The 17294-nt window shown below is 52.1% G+C and carries 12 protein-coding genes; 10 read left to right on the forward strand and 2 right to left on the reverse strand.

The annotated features are described in order from the left end of the window. The first annotated feature begins 153 nt into the window (after nucleotides 1-153). A complete protein-coding gene (locus tag WH45_RS16700) occupies nucleotides 154-1743 on the forward strand; it encodes an FAD-dependent oxidoreductase (RefSeq protein WP_324292940.1) in 1590 nt (529 codons plus the stop codon). A gap of 251 nt (nucleotides 1744-1994) precedes the next feature. Here WH45_RS16700 and WH45_RS16705 read toward each other — a convergent pair whose 3' ends face one another. Together WH45_RS16705 and WH45_RS16710 are read right to left on the reverse strand one after the other, a co-directional pair. Beyond that, the gene (locus WH45_RS16705; RefSeq protein ID WP_046215554.1) at nucleotides 1995-3029 is read right to left on the reverse strand and encodes an HD-GYP domain-containing protein; all 1035 of its coding nucleotides are present in this window, start codon (nucleotides 3027-3029) and stop codon (nucleotides 1995-1997) included. An 84-nt stretch (nucleotides 3030-3113) separates the two neighbouring features. Continuing rightward, entirely contained in the window at nucleotides 3114-3866 is a 753-nt protein-coding gene (locus WH45_RS16710) for a molybdenum cofactor biosynthesis protein (protein WP_046215555.1), read from the reverse strand. 225 nt (nucleotides 3867-4091) lie between these two features. Here WH45_RS16710 and WH45_RS16715 point away from each other — a divergent pair, with 225 nt between their 5' ends. The 9 genes from WH45_RS16715 (at nucleotide 4092) to WH45_RS16755 (ending at nucleotide 17259) form a co-directional block, all read left to right on the forward strand. Then, nucleotides 4092-5534 carry a bifunctional metallophosphatase/5'-nucleotidase gene (locus tag WH45_RS16715; protein ID WP_046215556.1) on the forward strand — a complete coding sequence of 481 codons (1443 nt, stop codon included), beginning with the start codon at nucleotides 4092-4094 and terminating at the stop codon, nucleotides 5532-5534. Between the two features lie 97 nt (nucleotides 5535-5631). Next, on the forward strand, nucleotides 5632-6765 hold the full coding sequence (yfkAB, locus tag WH45_RS16720; RefSeq protein WP_046215557.1) for a radical SAM/CxCxxxxC motif protein YfkAB: 1134 nt from the start codon (nucleotides 5632-5634) through the stop codon (nucleotides 6763-6765). An 89-nt stretch (nucleotides 6766-6854) separates the two neighbouring features. After that, nucleotides 6855-8222 carry a hemolysin family protein gene (locus WH45_RS16725; protein WP_046215558.1) on the forward strand — a complete coding sequence of 456 codons (1368 nt, stop codon included), beginning with the start codon at nucleotides 6855-6857 and terminating at the stop codon, nucleotides 8220-8222. A gap of 115 nt (nucleotides 8223-8337) precedes the next feature. After that, complete coding sequence (locus WH45_RS16730) at nucleotides 8338-9024, forward strand: HAD hydrolase-like protein (protein ID WP_046215559.1); 687 nt, start codon at nucleotides 8338-8340, stop codon at nucleotides 9022-9024. A 140-nt stretch (nucleotides 9025-9164) separates the two neighbouring features. Further along, nucleotides 9165-9512 carry a YlbF/YmcA family competence regulator gene (locus tag WH45_RS16735; RefSeq protein ID WP_046215560.1) on the forward strand — a complete coding sequence of 116 codons (348 nt, stop codon included), beginning with the start codon at nucleotides 9165-9167 and terminating at the stop codon, nucleotides 9510-9512. A gap of 215 nt (nucleotides 9513-9727) precedes the next feature. Beyond that, nucleotides 9728-11068, forward strand: a complete 1341-nt coding sequence (locus WH45_RS16740; RefSeq protein ID WP_046215561.1) for a DRTGG domain-containing protein — start codon at nucleotides 9728-9730, stop codon at nucleotides 11066-11068. A gap of 194 nt (nucleotides 11069-11262) precedes the next feature. Then, nucleotides 11263-15018 carry a DNA polymerase III subunit alpha gene (locus WH45_RS16745; RefSeq protein WP_046215562.1) on the forward strand — a complete coding sequence of 1252 codons (3756 nt, stop codon included), beginning with the start codon at nucleotides 11263-11265 and terminating at the stop codon, nucleotides 15016-15018. A 222-nt stretch (nucleotides 15019-15240) separates the two neighbouring features. Beyond that, nucleotides 15241-16140, forward strand: a complete 900-nt coding sequence (gene accD, locus WH45_RS16750; RefSeq protein WP_046215563.1) for an acetyl-CoA carboxylase, carboxyltransferase subunit beta — start codon at nucleotides 15241-15243, stop codon at nucleotides 16138-16140. Beyond that, a complete protein-coding gene (locus WH45_RS16755; protein ID WP_046215564.1) occupies nucleotides 16141-17259 on the forward strand; it encodes an acetyl-CoA carboxylase carboxyltransferase subunit alpha in 1119 nt (372 codons plus the stop codon). Nucleotides 17260-17294 lie beyond the last annotated feature (35 nt).

The raw sequence follows: 17294 nt of genomic DNA on the forward strand, positions 1-17294 counted from the left end.
TATAACCTGCGGCTATCCGGCTCATCTGCCCGGACGAAATGTACTGCCTTACAGACAGTAACAGAAGTTCCCTGAACTATCTATTTTAGTACATATGCATTCCCTATACCAGTCAGTTACAGACAATTTACAAGCAAGGTGGTTAACGGCACATTGAAAAGCAGAAGAAGTGAGACACACAGCAGAAGAAAACGTCGATCCAGTCGTATTCCGATCCTGACCGCCATTATAGCGCTGGTCATCGTAGTAGCGGGAGCGGTCTGGTATATGCAGCATCAGGCTGTCCAGAATGCTGCACAATCCACGGCAGTATCCGGCAAGGGCAGCAATCAGGCAGGAGCGAACAATCCAGCACAGAGCGGCAGTGGCGCAGCAGCGGACAGCAGCGGTCAGATGGGAGACATCCCCGCTCCGGTGGTCGATGAACATTATGATCTGGTGCTCGTCGGCAGTGAGATCGAAGGTATTCTGATGGCCAAGGCTGCTCATGATGAAGGATTGAATGTACTGATTATCGATCCCCGTGACAAGCCTGGCGGTCAGCTGATTCAAGGACAGATGCTAGTACTGGATGAACCGAATAACAACAAAAAGATCAGCCTCGTCCAGGGCGAGATGAAAAAGCTTTACAATGCCTACAACAGCGGCGAGATTCGCAAGGAGTCCGATTTTATCCAATACTATAACCGTTTGATCGAAGGCATTCCGCTCAAAAGCGGCATCACCATCAAGCATATCCAGCAGGCGGAAGTAAGTAACAGGCAGTCCATCGCCAGTCTGACCTACACGGAAAAGGACGGCACCGAGCATACAGTGGACGCCAACTATTTCGTGGAAAATACCGATTATGCCGCGCTATCCTCCCAGTTGGGGGTTACCCGGATTCCGGGAGTAGAATCCATCTTTGGAGGTGGTGACAAGCCAGAGTATATGGCTGCCACCTATATGCTGAAGTTCAAAAATGTGGACTGGCTCGCTCTGCACAGTGCAACGTTGCGGGATTACCCGCTGTCCAATCTGGAAGCCAAATACGGTCCCAACACGTATGTCGATTATGACTTTGGCACCGGATACAGCAAGGTGACGGATACATTCAAGATCAGCGATTCCCAGCTCAAGCTGCGCGGTATCAATTCGACCTACCAGAAGGATGGGGAGGTTATTATCAATGCGCTGCTGATCTATGATGTCGATCCGGCAGACCCCGAATCCGTACGCACTGCTATCGCCAAAGGCAAAGCCGAAGCGCCGCATGTGCTGGAGTTCCTGCGTGAGAATATTCCGGGCTACCGGAATGCCGAGCTGAACGGTTATCCGGAATACCTATATATCCGCGACTACAACCGTTATGAGACGGATTATGTGCTGCAGGCGGAAGATCTGAACAGCAGCAGGATGTTCTGGGACAATGTCAGCATCGGCGGCTACCCGATGGATATCCAGGGAACGAGAGAAGTACCAACCGGCAAGGGCTACGGCAAGCCGGATGCGTACGGTATTCCGCTGCGTTCCTTTGAATTGAAAAATTACGATAATGTATTGGTCGCCGGCAAAAATATCGGAGCATCCATCAAAGCCTACGGCAGCGCCAGAATCACACCGACGACTGCACTTGCAGCCGAGGTAATGGGCATTATCCTTGGCCACGAGAAAGACGGAAAGCGGCTCCGTGAGCTGACCGAGGATGATTTCCGCAGTATCCATGCCTATCTGAAAAAAGATTACCATATTTCACTGAACTGACCCGGTGCAGCCAATGAATCTGCATAGCTGTTCTGCCTAAAAGCAGATTCAAAAGCATCTGTTCAGTTCGGGAACTCAAGAATGTCCCTTATAAATATAAACGCAAAAAAGCTGGCCCTCTTCCGCAGAGAAGCCAGCTTTTTGCAATACCATATGTTCACCAAAATAGATAAATTCATTCCACTTCTCATCGATTCGCACAAAAGCCCATATCGAAAAATAGCTGATAATTTACGGCTATCCTGTCAGGATCAAATAAAGATTTCTTCAATCTCCAGTGTAGACTGAATGGACAGATCCTTGAACCCGTGGTTCGTCTCAATCAGCGGGCGGAAATAGTCTGTCGGATTGGTCATGATGATTCTGCCGGTCTCACCGGAATTAAGACGTACCTTTTTGCCGATCATATTGGGCAGCATGTTGCGAATAAAGGTATGGGCGGCCTCGGCATACAGCTGTCCAAAGCTCATACGGTGAATTTCTTTGAGCACACGCAGCAGCTCCTGCTTGGACTGATAGACCCGGTGGGTCGTCATCGCACTGTATATATCAGCGACTGCTGTAATCCGTGCGTACGGATGAATCTGATCGAGCGTAAGGCCGTTTGGATAACCTTTTCCATCTGCCCGTTCATGGTGCTGCAGGGCGACGATCGCGCTCAATTCATCCCCGGTCGATTCCATAATGATGTCATAACCGTACTGGGCATGTTTTTTCATAATCTCGTATTCTTCAGGTGTCAGCTTGCCCGGTTTGTTGAGAATCTCGGATGGTACTTTGGCTTTGCCGACATCATGCAGGTATCCGGCCCGACCCGCTGCATAGGCTTCTTCCTCGGTATATCCCATCCAGATGGCCAGGTAATAAGATAGCATGCCGACTTGAAGGGAGTGGGTGTACGTATAGTTGTTCGTATCATTCAACACAAACAGGACGGAGACAACATCCTTTTGTGTATGAAGTTCATCCATCAGCGGTTCCAGTACCGCATCCACCTGACTTCCGTCAAATTCGCCGCGGGAAGCAGCATTTAGGAACAGGTTCTGAAATCCTACCAGTGCGGTATCGAACTGCACTTTGGCTTCCGTCAGGGAATGATGGGTTTCGTTATTGTGGGCAATTACAGTTTCTTCAATATCTACATAATCCAGACCATGCTTAAGCAGCTTGCTAATATCATCGGGTTGGAGAATGTGGCCCTTTTGCATCATATGAATACCGAATGTATTGAACGTATCACTGGAAAGCGTGTCCCCCGGCTTCAAATCTGTAACATGCACTCTCAATATGGGCACCTCCATAATCTAAAAATTTAAATTTATCATAACAGGAAAAAAACTTCTCAACAATCCTAATATAGGTAATTTAGCTCAGGATTTAGGTTGAATGGGGTTCCAAGGACCCGTCTGTACGCCTTTCCATTCCGATCCGTCTGCCCAAACTTCCTTTTTCCAGATCGGTACGGTTTCTTTGAGCCGTTCAATAGCAAATCGGCTTGCCGCATAGGCATCATCACGATGAGCGGACGAGACAGCGATAATTACGCTGGTCTCTGCGATACCTACGCTGCCGATTCGATGGCTGATGGCGCAGCGTGCACCGGGCCAGGTGACAGAGATGTGGCTGCCAATCCTTTGAAGCTGTGATAGTGCCATGGGAATATAGGCCTCATACTCCAGATATACGGTCTGCATCTCACCGGTCATTTCGCGGGTGGTACCGATAAAGGCTATCGTTGCTCCATGATTGTTATCGGTCACTTTGGCAATAACTTCTTCTGCCGAGAGAGGATCACTGGTGATAACGTAGAGACCATCGGGGGTCTGTTCGGATGTAGTCGGTCCGGAACCTCCGGACACGGGAGGGATCAGAGCCAGTTCATCGCTTTCCTTAATAATAGTATCGACAGTTGCGTACTCCTGATTAACAGCTGCGAACGAATGACGAATGAAATTTTCCGCATCCGGGTATAGTGTAGATAAAATATCCTTAAGCTGCTGTACAGTGACAGAGGTGCTGCCCTGCGTGGTATCGGTATCCGATGCTGGCGGCACCTCTACAGTAATCTGGGATTCACCGATTTTTTCGGCAAGCCCGGCAAATAATTTAATGGTATACTGCATAAAATAAGCCCTCCATATAGGTATTATTAAAGTCTGGTACAGGCAAGTAAACACAAACTGCTTGATCATCATGGACGATACAGACACATGGGACCCGCCGCTGTGACAGCCGGAAGGTCTCCTGTCTTCATCCTTTTAATATACCAGTATTCAAGCAAAATCCAAACGGTTTGTTAAAGCAATACATCGTACAGCTTACGAAGACACAAGAGGAGGAAGACGAACATGAATACAGAAGCATCCAACGACGTACTGACCATACTGCATACCAATGATATTCACAGCCATTTCGAAAATATGGGCATTCTCGCCGCGATAGCCGGCGATTATACCGACAGACTGGGACGCGATCATGTGCTGCTCGTTGATATCGGCGATCATATGGACCGGATGGCCCTGGAGACCGAAGGCTCGGAAGGTGGGGCCAATATCGATATTATCAATATGACCGGGTATGATGCAGTGACAATTGGCAACAATGAAGGACTTACGTACACTTCGTCGATACTCAATCAGACCTATGCAGGTATTATCTGCCCGGTCGTATGCAGCAATGTGATCGAACATGGGACCGGTATCCCGCCGGTATGGATGAAGACGCATCAGATTATTGAGAAAGGCAGCTGGAAAATTGGCCTGATCGGTGCCACAGCGCCCTATGGAGACTTTTATGATCTGCTGGGCTGGGATGTGAGTGATCCTGCGGCCAGTCTGCGTCCTTTGGTACAGCAGCTGCGTGGCGAAGTCGATCTGCTCGTGATGCTGTCCCATCTGGGATTGTCGGCGGATCAGCGGCTGGCCGAGCAGCTGCCGGATATCGATGTCATTCTGGGCGGTCATAGTCATCATGTACTGGATCGCCCGCTCTGGGTAGGCTCTACGGTGCTCGGCGCAGCCGGCAAGTTCGGCCAGTACATGGGACAGATGACCTGGCAAAAGGATACACTCGGCGGACGTGCCCATCTGCTGGACGGCGGCCTCATCACCATCACGGAGAATATGCCACGCGAGGAGACGGTAGAGGCGGCTATTGTGCTGCATCGCCAGCGTGCAGAGGAACGGATGAGTCGTACGGTAGCGATGCTGGAAGCTCCGCTGGAAATTGATTATGAGCACGAGTCTCCTCTGGGCAATCTGCTCGCTCAGGCGGTACGACGTTATACAGGGGCCGAGCTATCAATCGTTAATGCCGGACAGCTGCTGGATGAACTGCCTGCCGGCGAGATTACAGAGTCGCTCTTGCATCGTCTGTGCCCGTCTCCGATCAATCCGTGCATCACACTGCTGCGGGGCAGCAGTATCCGGCGGGCGCTGGAACAGTCGCTGCTGTCCGAATTTACGCACAAGGCCATTATGGGCTATGGCTTCCGCGGTAAGATTCTGGGCTGTCTCTGCGTGGACGGACTCCGAATCACCTGTGACCTGTCCAGACCGGCATACCAGCGCATCACAGCTCTGGAGCTCCATGGAGATCCGCTGCAGGATGATCGGGAATACAGTGTCGGCTCGCTCGATATGTTTACTTTCCGGATCGGCTATGAATCGCTCAGTGAGAGTGCGGGCGTCACTTATATGCTGTCGGAATTTATCCGGGACCTGCTGCGCAGTGAACTGCAGACGCCGGGAGCAGTGCAGTCCTGTGCCGGACCGCGCTGGTTTATGGTATGATAAACAGGATCTTGTATCGACAATTAGAGCCTGCCTGTACGGCAGCGTTATGATGATACCGATTCAGGGTTAATACATGAGATAAGGTGAAGAACAAATGACAGTAATACACAGAAGTGAATGGCCGCTGAAAGAATTATCCCCGAGTTATGACCCGTGGGACCCGCTGCTGTCGCTTCGCCAGTATGGCAAACATACGCTCACCAGCGTAGAGATGACCGTCACCAATCTGTGCAATATGCGCTGTGAACATTGTGCGGTAGGCGATTCCCTGGTGATGCGTGAGCCGGACATGATTCCGCTGCCGCTGATGCTCAAGCGGCTGGATGAAGTAGAGAATCTCCAGACGATCAGCATTACCGGAGGAGAGCCTACATTCCGCAAGCAGACTGTGGATGAAGTCATTGTACCTTTGCTTCGATATGCGCGTGAGCGTGGAATCCGTTCACAGATCAACTCCAATCTGACGCTGGATATCGGCCGCTACGAGAAGCTGCTGCCGTATCTGGATGTAATGCATATTTCGTTTAACTACACGTCACCCGATGATTTCCATGAAGTGGGATTTGCCAACAGCGGGCATCCGGTTCCGCGCGAGGCTGCTGTGCGCATGTATGACAAAATGATGGAAAACACCCGCCGTTTGAGCGAAGCGGGAATGTTTATTTCCGCAGAATCGATGATTAATTACCGCACTCATCGCAAGCTCCCGGAGATTCATCGTATTATCGGTGAAATGGGCTGCAAGCGTCATGAAGTGCATCCGATGTACGCGGCTGATTTTGCCGCAAGCCTGCCTGTACTGTCCCTGGAAGACTTCCGTGCAGCGATCCATGATCTGCTGGATCACCGGGATCAGGAGATGTGGATGCTGTTTGGCACACTGCCATTCTTCAGCTGCAATCCGGAGACTGCCGATCGTGAGCTCGTCTCCCGCCTGTACCGTGAACGCAATGTAACAGTGCGCAATGATCCGGACGGACGCAACCGGGTTAATGTGAACATGTTTACCGGCGACGTATTTGTCACGGATTTTGCGGCCATTCCTGCCTTTGGCAATATCCATGATCGCAAGCTGGATGATGTGTTTGGCGAATGGAGCAACAATCATCCGCTGAATCAGCAGGTCAACTGTCACTGTGATGCGGCAGCCTGCTGTGGACCGAATCTGCTGGTAGCGGATATGTATTACAAGAACACGGATTTCAAATCACGCAAGGCATTTTTGTAAAGCTGCCGTCTGCCGGTGATGTGAAACTGCTCTCTTAGGTTATACGACCCGGCGAAGGTACCATATATCCGAGAAAAGGGGCGTTCCGGTTGGGGCATGAGTTGGACTTAGGTAATTTATTACTCAATTTAGCATTGGTATTTGTGCTTGTATTTCTGAATGGCTTCTTCGTGGCCGCTGAATTCTCGCTGGTAAAGGTGAGGCATTCCCGACTGACCCAGCTGCAGAGCGAAGGGAACCGACTGGCAGGGTATGCGCTCAAGGTAAACAGCAAGCTGGATGCCTATCTGTCCGCTACCCAGTTCGGGATTACTCTCGCATCTCTCGGTCTCGGATGGATCGGGGAACCGGCCATTTCGGATCTGCTGGTGGAGCCGATCATGTACAAGCTGGGCTTTGCCGATTCGACGATCATTTCAACGGTATCGGTCGTTATCGGCTTTGCCGTGATCACCTTCCTGCATATCGTGCTGGGCGAGCTGGCACCAAAATCGCTGGCGATCCAGCGGACAGATGGAGTATCACTGGCGCTGTCAGGCCCGCTGCTGTTCTTTTACCGTGTATTCTTCCCATTCATCTGGCTGCTCAATATGGCTGCCAACGCAGTGCTGCGTCTGGTGGGCATTGAACCTGCCAGTGAAGCAGATGGAGCCCATTCGGAGGAAGAGATCCGTATCCTGATGAACCAGAGTGCCAAAAGCGGCGTAATGGACGAAGGCGAGATTGAGCTGGTCAACAATATTTTTGAATTTTCCGACCGACTGGCCCGCGAGGTCATGCTGCCCCGTACGGATATGACCTGTCTCTATACGAATCTGTCCCATGAAGAGAATCTGGCGATCATTAATGACACCAAGCATTCGCGCTATCCGGTAGCCGTCGAGGACAAGGACCGAATTATCGGGTTCGTACATATTACGGATGTGCTGCTGTCGCCGGTTAATCAGCCGTATGATCTGGCAGCAATGGCCCGGCCAATCCTGAATGTCCCGGAATCAATGGAGATCAGCCATGTGCTGCAACTGATGCAGAAAAATCATGCCCAGCTGACGCTCGTGGTGGACGAATACGGCGGAACAGCCGGTCTGCTGACAGCTGAAGAGATTCTCGAAGAAATCGTCGGCGATCTGTATGACGAATTCGAGGATGAGCGTCCGGATGTGGAGATGCTGGGTGATATCATTTCCGTAGATGGCCGCATGCTGATTGAGGATGTCAACGAGCTGGCCGGAGTGGAGATCGACGATGATGAGGTCGATTCCATCGGAGGCTGGATGTTCAAGGAACTCGAAGGCGTACCGGAAGTAGGCAAGACGGTCGAAGTGGATGGCGTTATCTTTGAAGTCGCCGAATCGGAGCGTCTGCGTATTATGCGGGTGCATGTGCATCCGCTGCCGAAGACAGAAGATGAAGAATCCGATGAAGAACATAAGGATGATGAGGAGTCCCGTTCCTGAGTGAACCGGAGTACTGCCATAACGGCAGCCGCAGGGTGAAAGTGCAGAATGCTGTCAGCATAATCACACATGGCGGCTGCCGTTAAATTTACATACAGATAAGGGGTATTGGATAATGACGGATGCAACTGCACTGAAAAGGCCGCAAGCGATGATGTTTGATATGGATGGAACGCTGTTTGAGACAGAGACGGTGCTGCTTCCTGCTTATCACAATACGTTTGAGATACTGAGAGAGGAAGGGCTGTACCACGGAGAGACGCCGCCCGATGAGATCATTCTGGGCTGTCTGGGCATGCTGCTGGAGGATATCTGGGCCCGTGTTATGCCGGGGGCGGAGCCGCGTACTATAGCTAGAGCGAACCAGCTGCTGCTGGATCTCCAGCTGGACGGTATGAGAGCTGGTACTTCCCGCCTATATCCGCACGTCATGGAGACGCTCACCTATCTGCATGAACAGGGGGTACGCCTGTTTATCGCCAGCAATGGTCTGGAAGGTTATGTCAAAGGCATTGTGGAAGTGCATGAGATAGGTTCCCTGCTGGAAGGCGTGTACAGTGCCGGAGAATACCAGACAGCCTCCAAAGTCGATCTGGTAGGACTGCTGCTGGACAACCATACTATTGATTCCGCGTGGATGGTCGGTGACCGTTCCTCGGATGTGGAAGCCGGTCTCAAAAATGGGCAGACCGTTATTGGCTGTAATTACGCGGACTTTGGCGATACGAGCGAGCTGGAGGGGGCCGATGTGATTATTACTTCATTTGACCAGCTGCGCCAGCTCTATGACGAAGCCCGATAAGCACAGATCGACCACCTATTTTACATCAGCGCCCAAATCAGTTACCCTGTATAGGACGTGTTTAAGTAATCCTGCCAGAGACCATGTTCTCATGGGCAGACAGGCAAGACAATAATGATTCGGAAAGTGGGAATATACCAATGAATATCTATGACAAAGCACATGAGCTATCCACAGCCATTCGTGACAGCAAAGAAGTATCCGATATTACCGCAGCACTGAAACTGATCGAGAACGATCCGGAAAGCCAGCGCATGCTGGACGACTTCCGTACACGTCAGATGGAAGTACAGCAGCGCATGATGTCCGGCGATATGCCGAACCCGGAAGAGATGGAGCAAATGGAGAAACTGTTCGAGGTGCTGAACCTGAACCTGAATATCCGCCGCCTGTTTGACGCCGAGCAGCGTCTGAGCACCATCATCGAAGACATCAACAAAATTATTACCGACAGCCTGAGCCATCTGTATGGTGGAGCAGCCGAGTAATCTGTTGTAATCTGTCGACAGATAAAGGTATAACAGTGATCTGGTGAATGACCCGGGAGCGGCAGAGAAACATAGCTGAAGATGGAGAGCCATCGAATCTATTAAAGGCAAACCAAAGAACGAGCGTGATCGCCATAAGTGTATGGTGAGATACGCTCGTTTTTTGTGTTATAATAAATGCACATTGATACAGATGCTGGAAGGTGGTGTTACAGTTGCAGGAACATGAGGAATCGATTACAAAGCATGAACAGCTTTTGCAGCATATTGAGAAGCTCAAAATTGGCTCCAAAATCTCTGTCCGCAAGCTGGCCCGGCAGATGGGCGTCAGCGAAGGTACTGCCTATCGTGCAGTCAAGGAAGCGGAGAACATGGGAATTGTCGTAACCCGCGAACGGATCGGTACGGTACGGATCGAGAAGCGTCCGCGCGGAATCTCCGATCAGCTGACCTTTGCCGATGTGGCGGAGATCGTCGAGGGCAAAGTGCTCGGCGGCGGCAGCGGTCTGGACAAGACGCTCGTCAAATATGCGATAGGTGCAATGAAGATGGACGCGATGATGCGTTATGTGGAAGCGGGCAGCCTGCTGATCGTCGGTAACCGTGAGGATGCTCATTCTCTTGCACTGGAACACGGAGCAGCGGTGCTGATTACCGGCGGCTTTGGCACAAGTGTGGAAGTCAAAACACTTGCCGATGAGCGCGGACTGCCGATTATTTCGTCCAGACATGATACATTTACCGTTGCTTCGATGATCAACCGGGCTTTGTTCGACCGGATGATCAAAAAGAAGATCATGCTGGTAGAGGATATTATCGCCGGCAAACCCAAACCCGGTGTGCTCAAGGCATCCAGTACGGCAGCGGACTTTTACGAAGTGGCGGAGAAGACAGGTTATCTGCGCCTTGCCGTCGTCGACGAATGGAACCGTGTCATCGGAATCGTCGGACGCAAGGAGATCGAAGAGCTGCAGGAAGACCAGCCGATCGAGAAAGTGCTGATCCGCAGACCGATTACCGCAACACTCCAGACGTCGTTGGCATCGGCAGCCCAGACAATGATGTGGGAAGGCATTGATTTCCTGCCTATCGTGGACCGAAATCGCAAGCTGATCGGTACGGTCACCCGGCGTGAAGTGCTGCAGGCGATGCGTGATGCCCAGCAGGAGCCGCAGGCGGGCAATGTGGAGACCTTTGACCATCTGATCTGGAACGGATTTGCCGAGGAACGGGATGAAGACGGAGGCATCGTCTATCATGGATTTATCACGCCGCAGATGGCGACCGATCTCGGTAACATTTCGGAAGGCATTCTGATCTCGGTGATGATTCAGGCGGCAGTGCGTACGGCCCGGCTGCTAAGCGGTCATGATTATGTGATCGATAATATTTCGACCTATTTTCTGCGACCGGTGCAGATCGAGGATGCGATCGTGATTCGTCCGATCGTGCTGGAGTCGAGCCGTCGTACCTACAAGCTGGAGATTGAGATCATTTATGAAAATATGCCTGTATCCAAATCGGTGCTGACCCTGCAATCAATCGACCACGGATAAAAAGCGCTGCGCGGAGTAGATATCCGCACAGCGTTTTTGGTTTCATTCTTGGATTCTCCCGTAGAAGACTGTGGATAACGGGCAATTTTTTTTGTGAACACTGCCGGTCCATGGACGGGATATGATAAAATAGTATAGATGAGAATGTATGTTCATTGGTTACTCTACATCAAACGAAGAAAGCAGGGAAGCGTATGACCCCATTTGTGCATTTGCATGTGCATAGTGAATACAGTCTGCTGGACGGGGCTGCGCGTATCCAGGATCTGGTCGCCAGCGCAGCGGCGGCAGGCATGACTTCGCTGGCATTGACGGATCATGGCGTCATGTACGGTGCCATTCCGTTCTACAAAGCCTGCCTGCAGCATGGCATCAAGCCGATTATCGGCTGCGAAGTCTATTACACGGCCGGCTCGCGCAAGGAAAAGGCTGCACGCAAAGATCAGCCGATTCACCATTTGTTATTGCTAGCCAAAAATGAAACAGGCTACCGGAATCTGATGAAGCTCTGCTCGATCGGACATCTGGAAGGCTTTCACTATAAACCGCGTATCGATGCGGAAGTACTGCAGCAGTATCACGAAGGCATCATCTGCCTGAGCGCCTGTCTCGGCGGCGAGATTCCGCAGCATCTGCTGCATGGACAGCCGGACGAAGCGAGAAAGGCGGCTCTTCGCTATCAGCAGATTTTTGGCGAGGACTTTTATATCGAGCTGCAGGATCACGGTCTGGCAGAGCAGAAAAAGGTCACTCCGCTGCTGATCGAACTGGCACGCGAACTGAATATACCGCTCGTCGCTACCAACGATGTGCATTATCTGACCGAAGAGGATGCCAAGACACAGGATGTACTGATCTGTATCGGTACAGGCAAGACGGTCGATGACGAGAGTCGTCTGCGCATCCCGACCAATCAGCTGTATCTCAAAAATGGCGAGCAGATGGCATCGCTGTTCCGCTATGTACCCGAAGCCGTCGAGAATACGGTCGCTATCGCGGACAAATGTCATCTGGAGCTGACCTTTGGCACGTCGCTGCTGCCTTCCTATCATCCGCTGCCGGAAGGCATGAATGCCGGTACCTACCTGGCCCAGCTGTGCCGGGAAGGACTGATTCAGCGTTATGAAGGAACAGAGCTGTGGAACAATCCCGAAGAGCGTCAGCTGCTGGAACAGCGGCTGTCCTACGAACTCTCGGTTATCGGCAATATGGGCTTTGACGATTATTTCCTGATCGTATGGGATTTCATGAATTATGCGCATCGCCAGAATATCGCTACCGGTCCTGGACGGGGATCGTCCGCAGGCAGTCTGGTTGCCTATGTGCTGCATATTACGAATGTCGATCCGATCCGGTACAAGCTGCTGTTTGAACGTTTCCTGAATCCGGACCGGGTGTCCATGCCGGATATCGATATCGATTTCAGCGATCTGCGCCGGGACGAGATGATCGATTATGTCGTCGATAAATATGGTCGTGACCGGGTCGCCCAGATTATTACCTTTGGTACGCTGGCAGCACGGGCAGCCGTACGTGATGTCGGCCGGGCGCTCAATGTGCCTTATGCCGATACCGACCGGGCGGCCAAGCTGATCCCGGCACAGATTGGTGTAACGATCCAGCGTGCACTCGATCAGGTACCGGAACTGAAAGAAAGATATGCCAAATCCGCACCGGTACGCGAGATGATCGATACCGCGCTCAAGGTCGAAGGCATGCCGCGTCATGCATCCACCCATGCTGCCGGTGTCGTCATTTCCAGCGGCCCGCTAACCGATGTGGTGCCTCTGCAGGAAGGCAGCGAACATGCGGTACTGACCCAGTACACGATGGAAAATTTGGAAGCGATCGGCATGCTCAAAATGGACTTTCTCGGTCTGCGGACCTTATCGATTATCGAACGTTGTCTGCAGTGGATCGAAGAACAGACCGGAGAGCAAATAGACTTCAACCGGATTCCATTTGATGATGCGGACACGTACCGAATGCTCAGCCAGGGCGATACAATGGGCGTCTTCCAGCTGGAGTCGCCGGGGATTCGCAGAGTGCTGCGTGATCTGAAGCCAACCGAATTTGAAGATATCGTCTCGGTCAATGCGCTGTACCGTCCGGGTCCGATGGACTTTATCCCCAGATATATCGAAGCCAAGCATGGTCGTGCCGTGCCGGAATATCCGCATGCCGATCTACAGCCGATATTGCAGGATACGTACGGCATTATCGTCTATCAGGAACAGATTATGCAGATTGCTTCGACCATGGCCGGTTTCTCTCTCGGAGAAGCGGATCTGCTGCGCAGAGCCGTGTCCAAGAAGAAGAGAGAGGTGCTCGACCAGGAGCGGGAGCATTTTGTACAGGGCAGTCTCAAGCAGGGTTATACCGAGCAGGATGCCAATGCGGTCTATGATATGATCGTACGATTTGCCGATTATGGCTTCCCGCGTGCCCATGCGACCGCCTATGGTGTACTGGCTTTCCAGACGGCCTATCTGAAGGCGCATTATCCGGTACAGTTTATCGCTTCCATGCTGACTGCCGTTATGGGAACGCATCGTAAAGTAGCGGAATACGTACTGGAATGCCAGCGGGTCGGTGTCGAGGTGCTGCCGCCGGATGTGAATACGAGCGGAATTACCTTTACCCCGGTGTTGGAAGCTGTACCGTCATCGGATGCAGCAGCCGACCACCGACCGGATGATCAGCTGTCACCTGAACGAGCAGAGATGCCGGAAGGCGCACAGCATGCCGGTGGTAAAGTTCTTACAGAAGCCGCGCAGGCAGAACAGCCAGCCGGACATATCCGCTTCGGTCTTGGTGCAGTCAAAAATGTAGGTACCCAGGCGATTAACAGCATCATCAAAGAGCGAGCGGACCGTCCGTTTGACAGCCTGATTGATTTCTGCCGCCGGGTCGATCCCAAGGCCTGCAACAAACGCGTGATTGAGTCGCTGATTCAGGCCGGTGCGTTTGATAATCTGCCGGGGCATCGTGCCCAGCTGCTGCAGATGCTGGACGAGACGATCAAGGAAGCGGCCAAATGGCGCAAGGAGCGCGAGGAGCTGCAGATCGAGATGTTTGACTTTGATCTCGGAGAGAAGCCCAACTGGGAAGTCTCCTATCCGGATGTACCACCATTCACAGCAGGGGAACAGCTGGAATTTGAGCGCGAGCTGCTCGGTCTGTACTTGTCCGGCCATCCCTTGGATGATTACGAACGGGCGATTGAGGAGTCGGGGCTGTCCCGGCTAATGAATCTGCATGAAGCCGAGGATGACAGCATGGTGGCCGTTGCTGGTATGGTCGTCTCGCTCAAGGCAATTACGACCAAGCAGGGCAAAGCGATGGCCTTTATAGAAATGGAAGATCAGATCGAGAAATGCGAGGTTGTCATGTTCCCGGAAGTATGGCGCAAATACCGCGAACTTGTGGACAAAGGCGTTCTGCTCATCGTCCGGGGCCGTCTTCAGCAGCAGGAGGAAGAAAGCTTCAAGCTGCTCGCCGAAGAAGCCGTACCGCTTACTCCGGCAGCAGCCGCAGAGATGGCGGAGAAATCACGCCAGCGGCGCAGCAAGGGATCGGGCAGCAGTACGACTGCCGCACGGCGTCCGGCAGCCACCGCTGCAGACACCGGCAAATCGTCTGCTGCTCCATCATCCCGTCCGCCGTCCCGATCTGCATCCGCAGCCAAAGACGGAGCCGATCCCTCTAGCAGTGGCAAGCCAAGCCAGACCGTATATATCAAAATCACCCGTGAGGCCCAGCAGGCAGGGCGGCTGGAACAGCTCAAGGAACTGCTGTCGAGTCATCCCGGCCAGCTCGGTACGGTACTTTTTTACGAAGAAAGCCAGAAGCTGCTCGATCTGAGCGACAGCTATCGGATCAAGCCTTCACCTGCATTGTTCCAGGAAATGGAACAAATGCTCGGAGAAGGCACCGTAAAAGTCAAGTAGGAAAGTGTCCTGAGGTCCACCGGTTGTGATCGACCGGTGGATTGATTTATTATCTGCGCTCTTTGTTGCGGCAAAAAAGTGTGGTATGGTATCATTATCCCATTATGTGGGCTTAAGTATGTCTATTTTGTGTATTCACTGAGTCCAGCTTGTGTTCGGTATAAATAATAATCATTTATTCAATAAGCAGGGGAATAAGTATACGTCTGAAGAGGTGTAGTTGTGTTTAGAGATTTATTCCAGAAGAAAAAAAAATATGCGACCATTCCTTCACAGCGTTGGAGCAATGAGTCCGCATCAGATGAGCCGTCGCAGGAACGCCCGAAACGGGAAATTCCGGAAGGGTTGATGAACAAGTGCAGCAAGTGCGGCACGATTCATTACAGCAAGGAACTGGAAAAGAACCTGAAAGTCTGCAGCAGCTGCGGCTACCATATGCGCCTGAATGCGATTGAACGAATCGTAATGACGGTTGATGAAGGCAAGTTTACGGAAATGGATGCGGGAATGGAGTCGATCGATCCGCTGAACTTCCCGGGCTATGCCAAAAAGCTGGAGCAGCAAAAGATGAACTCCGGCCTGCGCGATGCTGTTATTACAGGCGAAGGCATGATCGAAGGGCATCCGGTGATGCTCGCGGTGATGAGCTTTGACTTTTTCAGCGGCAGCATGGGTTCGGTAGTCGGGGAGAAAATCACCCGTGTGATCGAAGCAGCGGATGAACGCAATCTGCCGCTGATCATGTTCTCCACTTCCGGGGGTGCCCGTATGCAGGAGAGCATTATTAGTCTGATGCAGATGGCCAAGACGAGTGCGGCACTGTCGCGCTTCCAGGAAAATGGCGGGCTGTACATTTCCGTCATTACCGATCCGACGATGGGCGGCGTGTCGGCGAGCTTCGCCACACTGGGCGATATTATTATCGCTGAGCCGGGAGCCTTGTTTGGCTTTGCCGGACGGATCGTTATTGAACAGACGATCCGCCAGAAGCTGCCGGACAATTTCCAGACTGCAGAGTTCAACCTGGAACATGGACAGCTGGATATGGTTGTTCACCGCAAAGACATGAAGACTATGTTGTCCGATCTGCTGGACTATCATAGCGGGAAAGGGGGATTTTAAGTGGCAGGAGAGATGCCTTTTGAAATGCCTCTCGTTGAATTGCGCAAAAAGATCGACGAGCTGAAGCAGTTCGGTCAGGAAAAAGGAATTGATTTCGCCGATGAAATTAACCGCCTGGAAGAGCGTTACCGCCAGATGGAGAGCGAGATCTATACACATATCAGCCCGGCGCAGAAAATGCACCTGGCTCGCAATCAGCAGCGTCCAACGACGCTGGATCTGATTCCGCTGATTTTTACGGACTTTATTGAGCTGCACGGTGACCGCATGTTCGGCGACGATCTCGCGATTGTCGGCGGACTGGCGCGCCTGGAAGGCAAGCCGGTGACGGTAATCGGCCATCAGCGCGGTAAGGATACCAAGGATAATATCGCCCGTTTCTTCGGCAGTCCTCACCCTGAGGGCTACCGTAAATCGATCCGTCTCATGAAGCAGGCGGAGAAATTTGGCCGTCCAATTATTACGTTTATTGATACCAAGGGTGCGTATCCGGGTAATACAGCAGAAGAGCGCGGTCAGTCTGAAGCGATCGCCCGCAGCCTGTGGGAGATGGCCAGATTGCGTGTGCCTGTCATCTGTGTGGTTATTGGCGAAGGCGGAAGCGGCGGTGCGCTGGCGATCGGCGTAGGTAACCGTGTACTTATGATGGAAAATGCAATCTATTCGGCGATCTCGCCAAATGGTGCAGCCTCCATCCTGTGGAAAGATGCGTCCAAAGCCGATCAGGCTGCCGAAGCGATGAAGATTACAGCAGATGATCTGCTGCTTATGGAAATCATTGAAGGCATTATACCTGAACCGCGCGGCGGCGCTCACAAGGATTACGAAGCGACCGGAGCAGCTCTCAAGGAACATTTGCTGATCCATCTGCAGGAGCTGTCCGGTATGGACGGCGAAGCACTGGTGGAGCAACGCTATCAGAAGTTCCGCAAGATCGGTGAATTTGCGGAAAAACGAGTAAGCAGCACGTTCTTTGGCAATCCGGATGAAAGCGAACGTCTGAACGCCAAGCCGGCAGCAGATGAATTGATGGAGCCGATTGATCATACGACCAAGCAGCTGTCTTCACTGGCAGAACGCCCGGGCGATGAGGAAGCTCCACGCGCTCCGCATCATTAATACAGGCAGTCCAGGCGGAATTTATATGTAATTTA

The sequence above is a fragment of the Paenibacillus wulumuqiensis genome, from assembly GCF_000971965.1.
GTDB classification, from domain to species: domain Bacteria; phylum Bacillota; class Bacilli; order Paenibacillales; family Paenibacillaceae; genus Saccharibacillus; species Saccharibacillus wulumuqiensis.

Coding starts and splice junctions, on each gene's coding strand:
- WH45_RS16730 (WP_046215559.1), top strand. CDS start 8,338: ATGACGGATGCAACTGCACTGAAAAGGCCGCAAGCGATGATGTTTGAT.
- WH45_RS16715 (WP_046215556.1), top strand. CDS start 4,092: ATGAATACAGAAGCATCCAACGACGTACTGACCATACTGCATACCAAT.
- yfkAB (WP_046215557.1), top strand. CDS start 5,632: ATGACAGTAATACACAGAAGTGAATGGCCGCTGAAAGAATTATCCCCG.
- WH45_RS16710 (WP_046215555.1), bottom strand. CDS start 3,866: ATGCAGTATACCATTAAATTATTTGCCGGGCTTGCCGAAAAAATCGGT.
- WH45_RS16745 (WP_046215562.1), top strand. CDS start 11,263: ATGACCCCATTTGTGCATTTGCATGTGCATAGTGAATACAGTCTGCTG.
- WH45_RS16735 (WP_046215560.1), top strand. CDS start 9,165: ATGAATATCTATGACAAAGCACATGAGCTATCCACAGCCATTCGTGAC.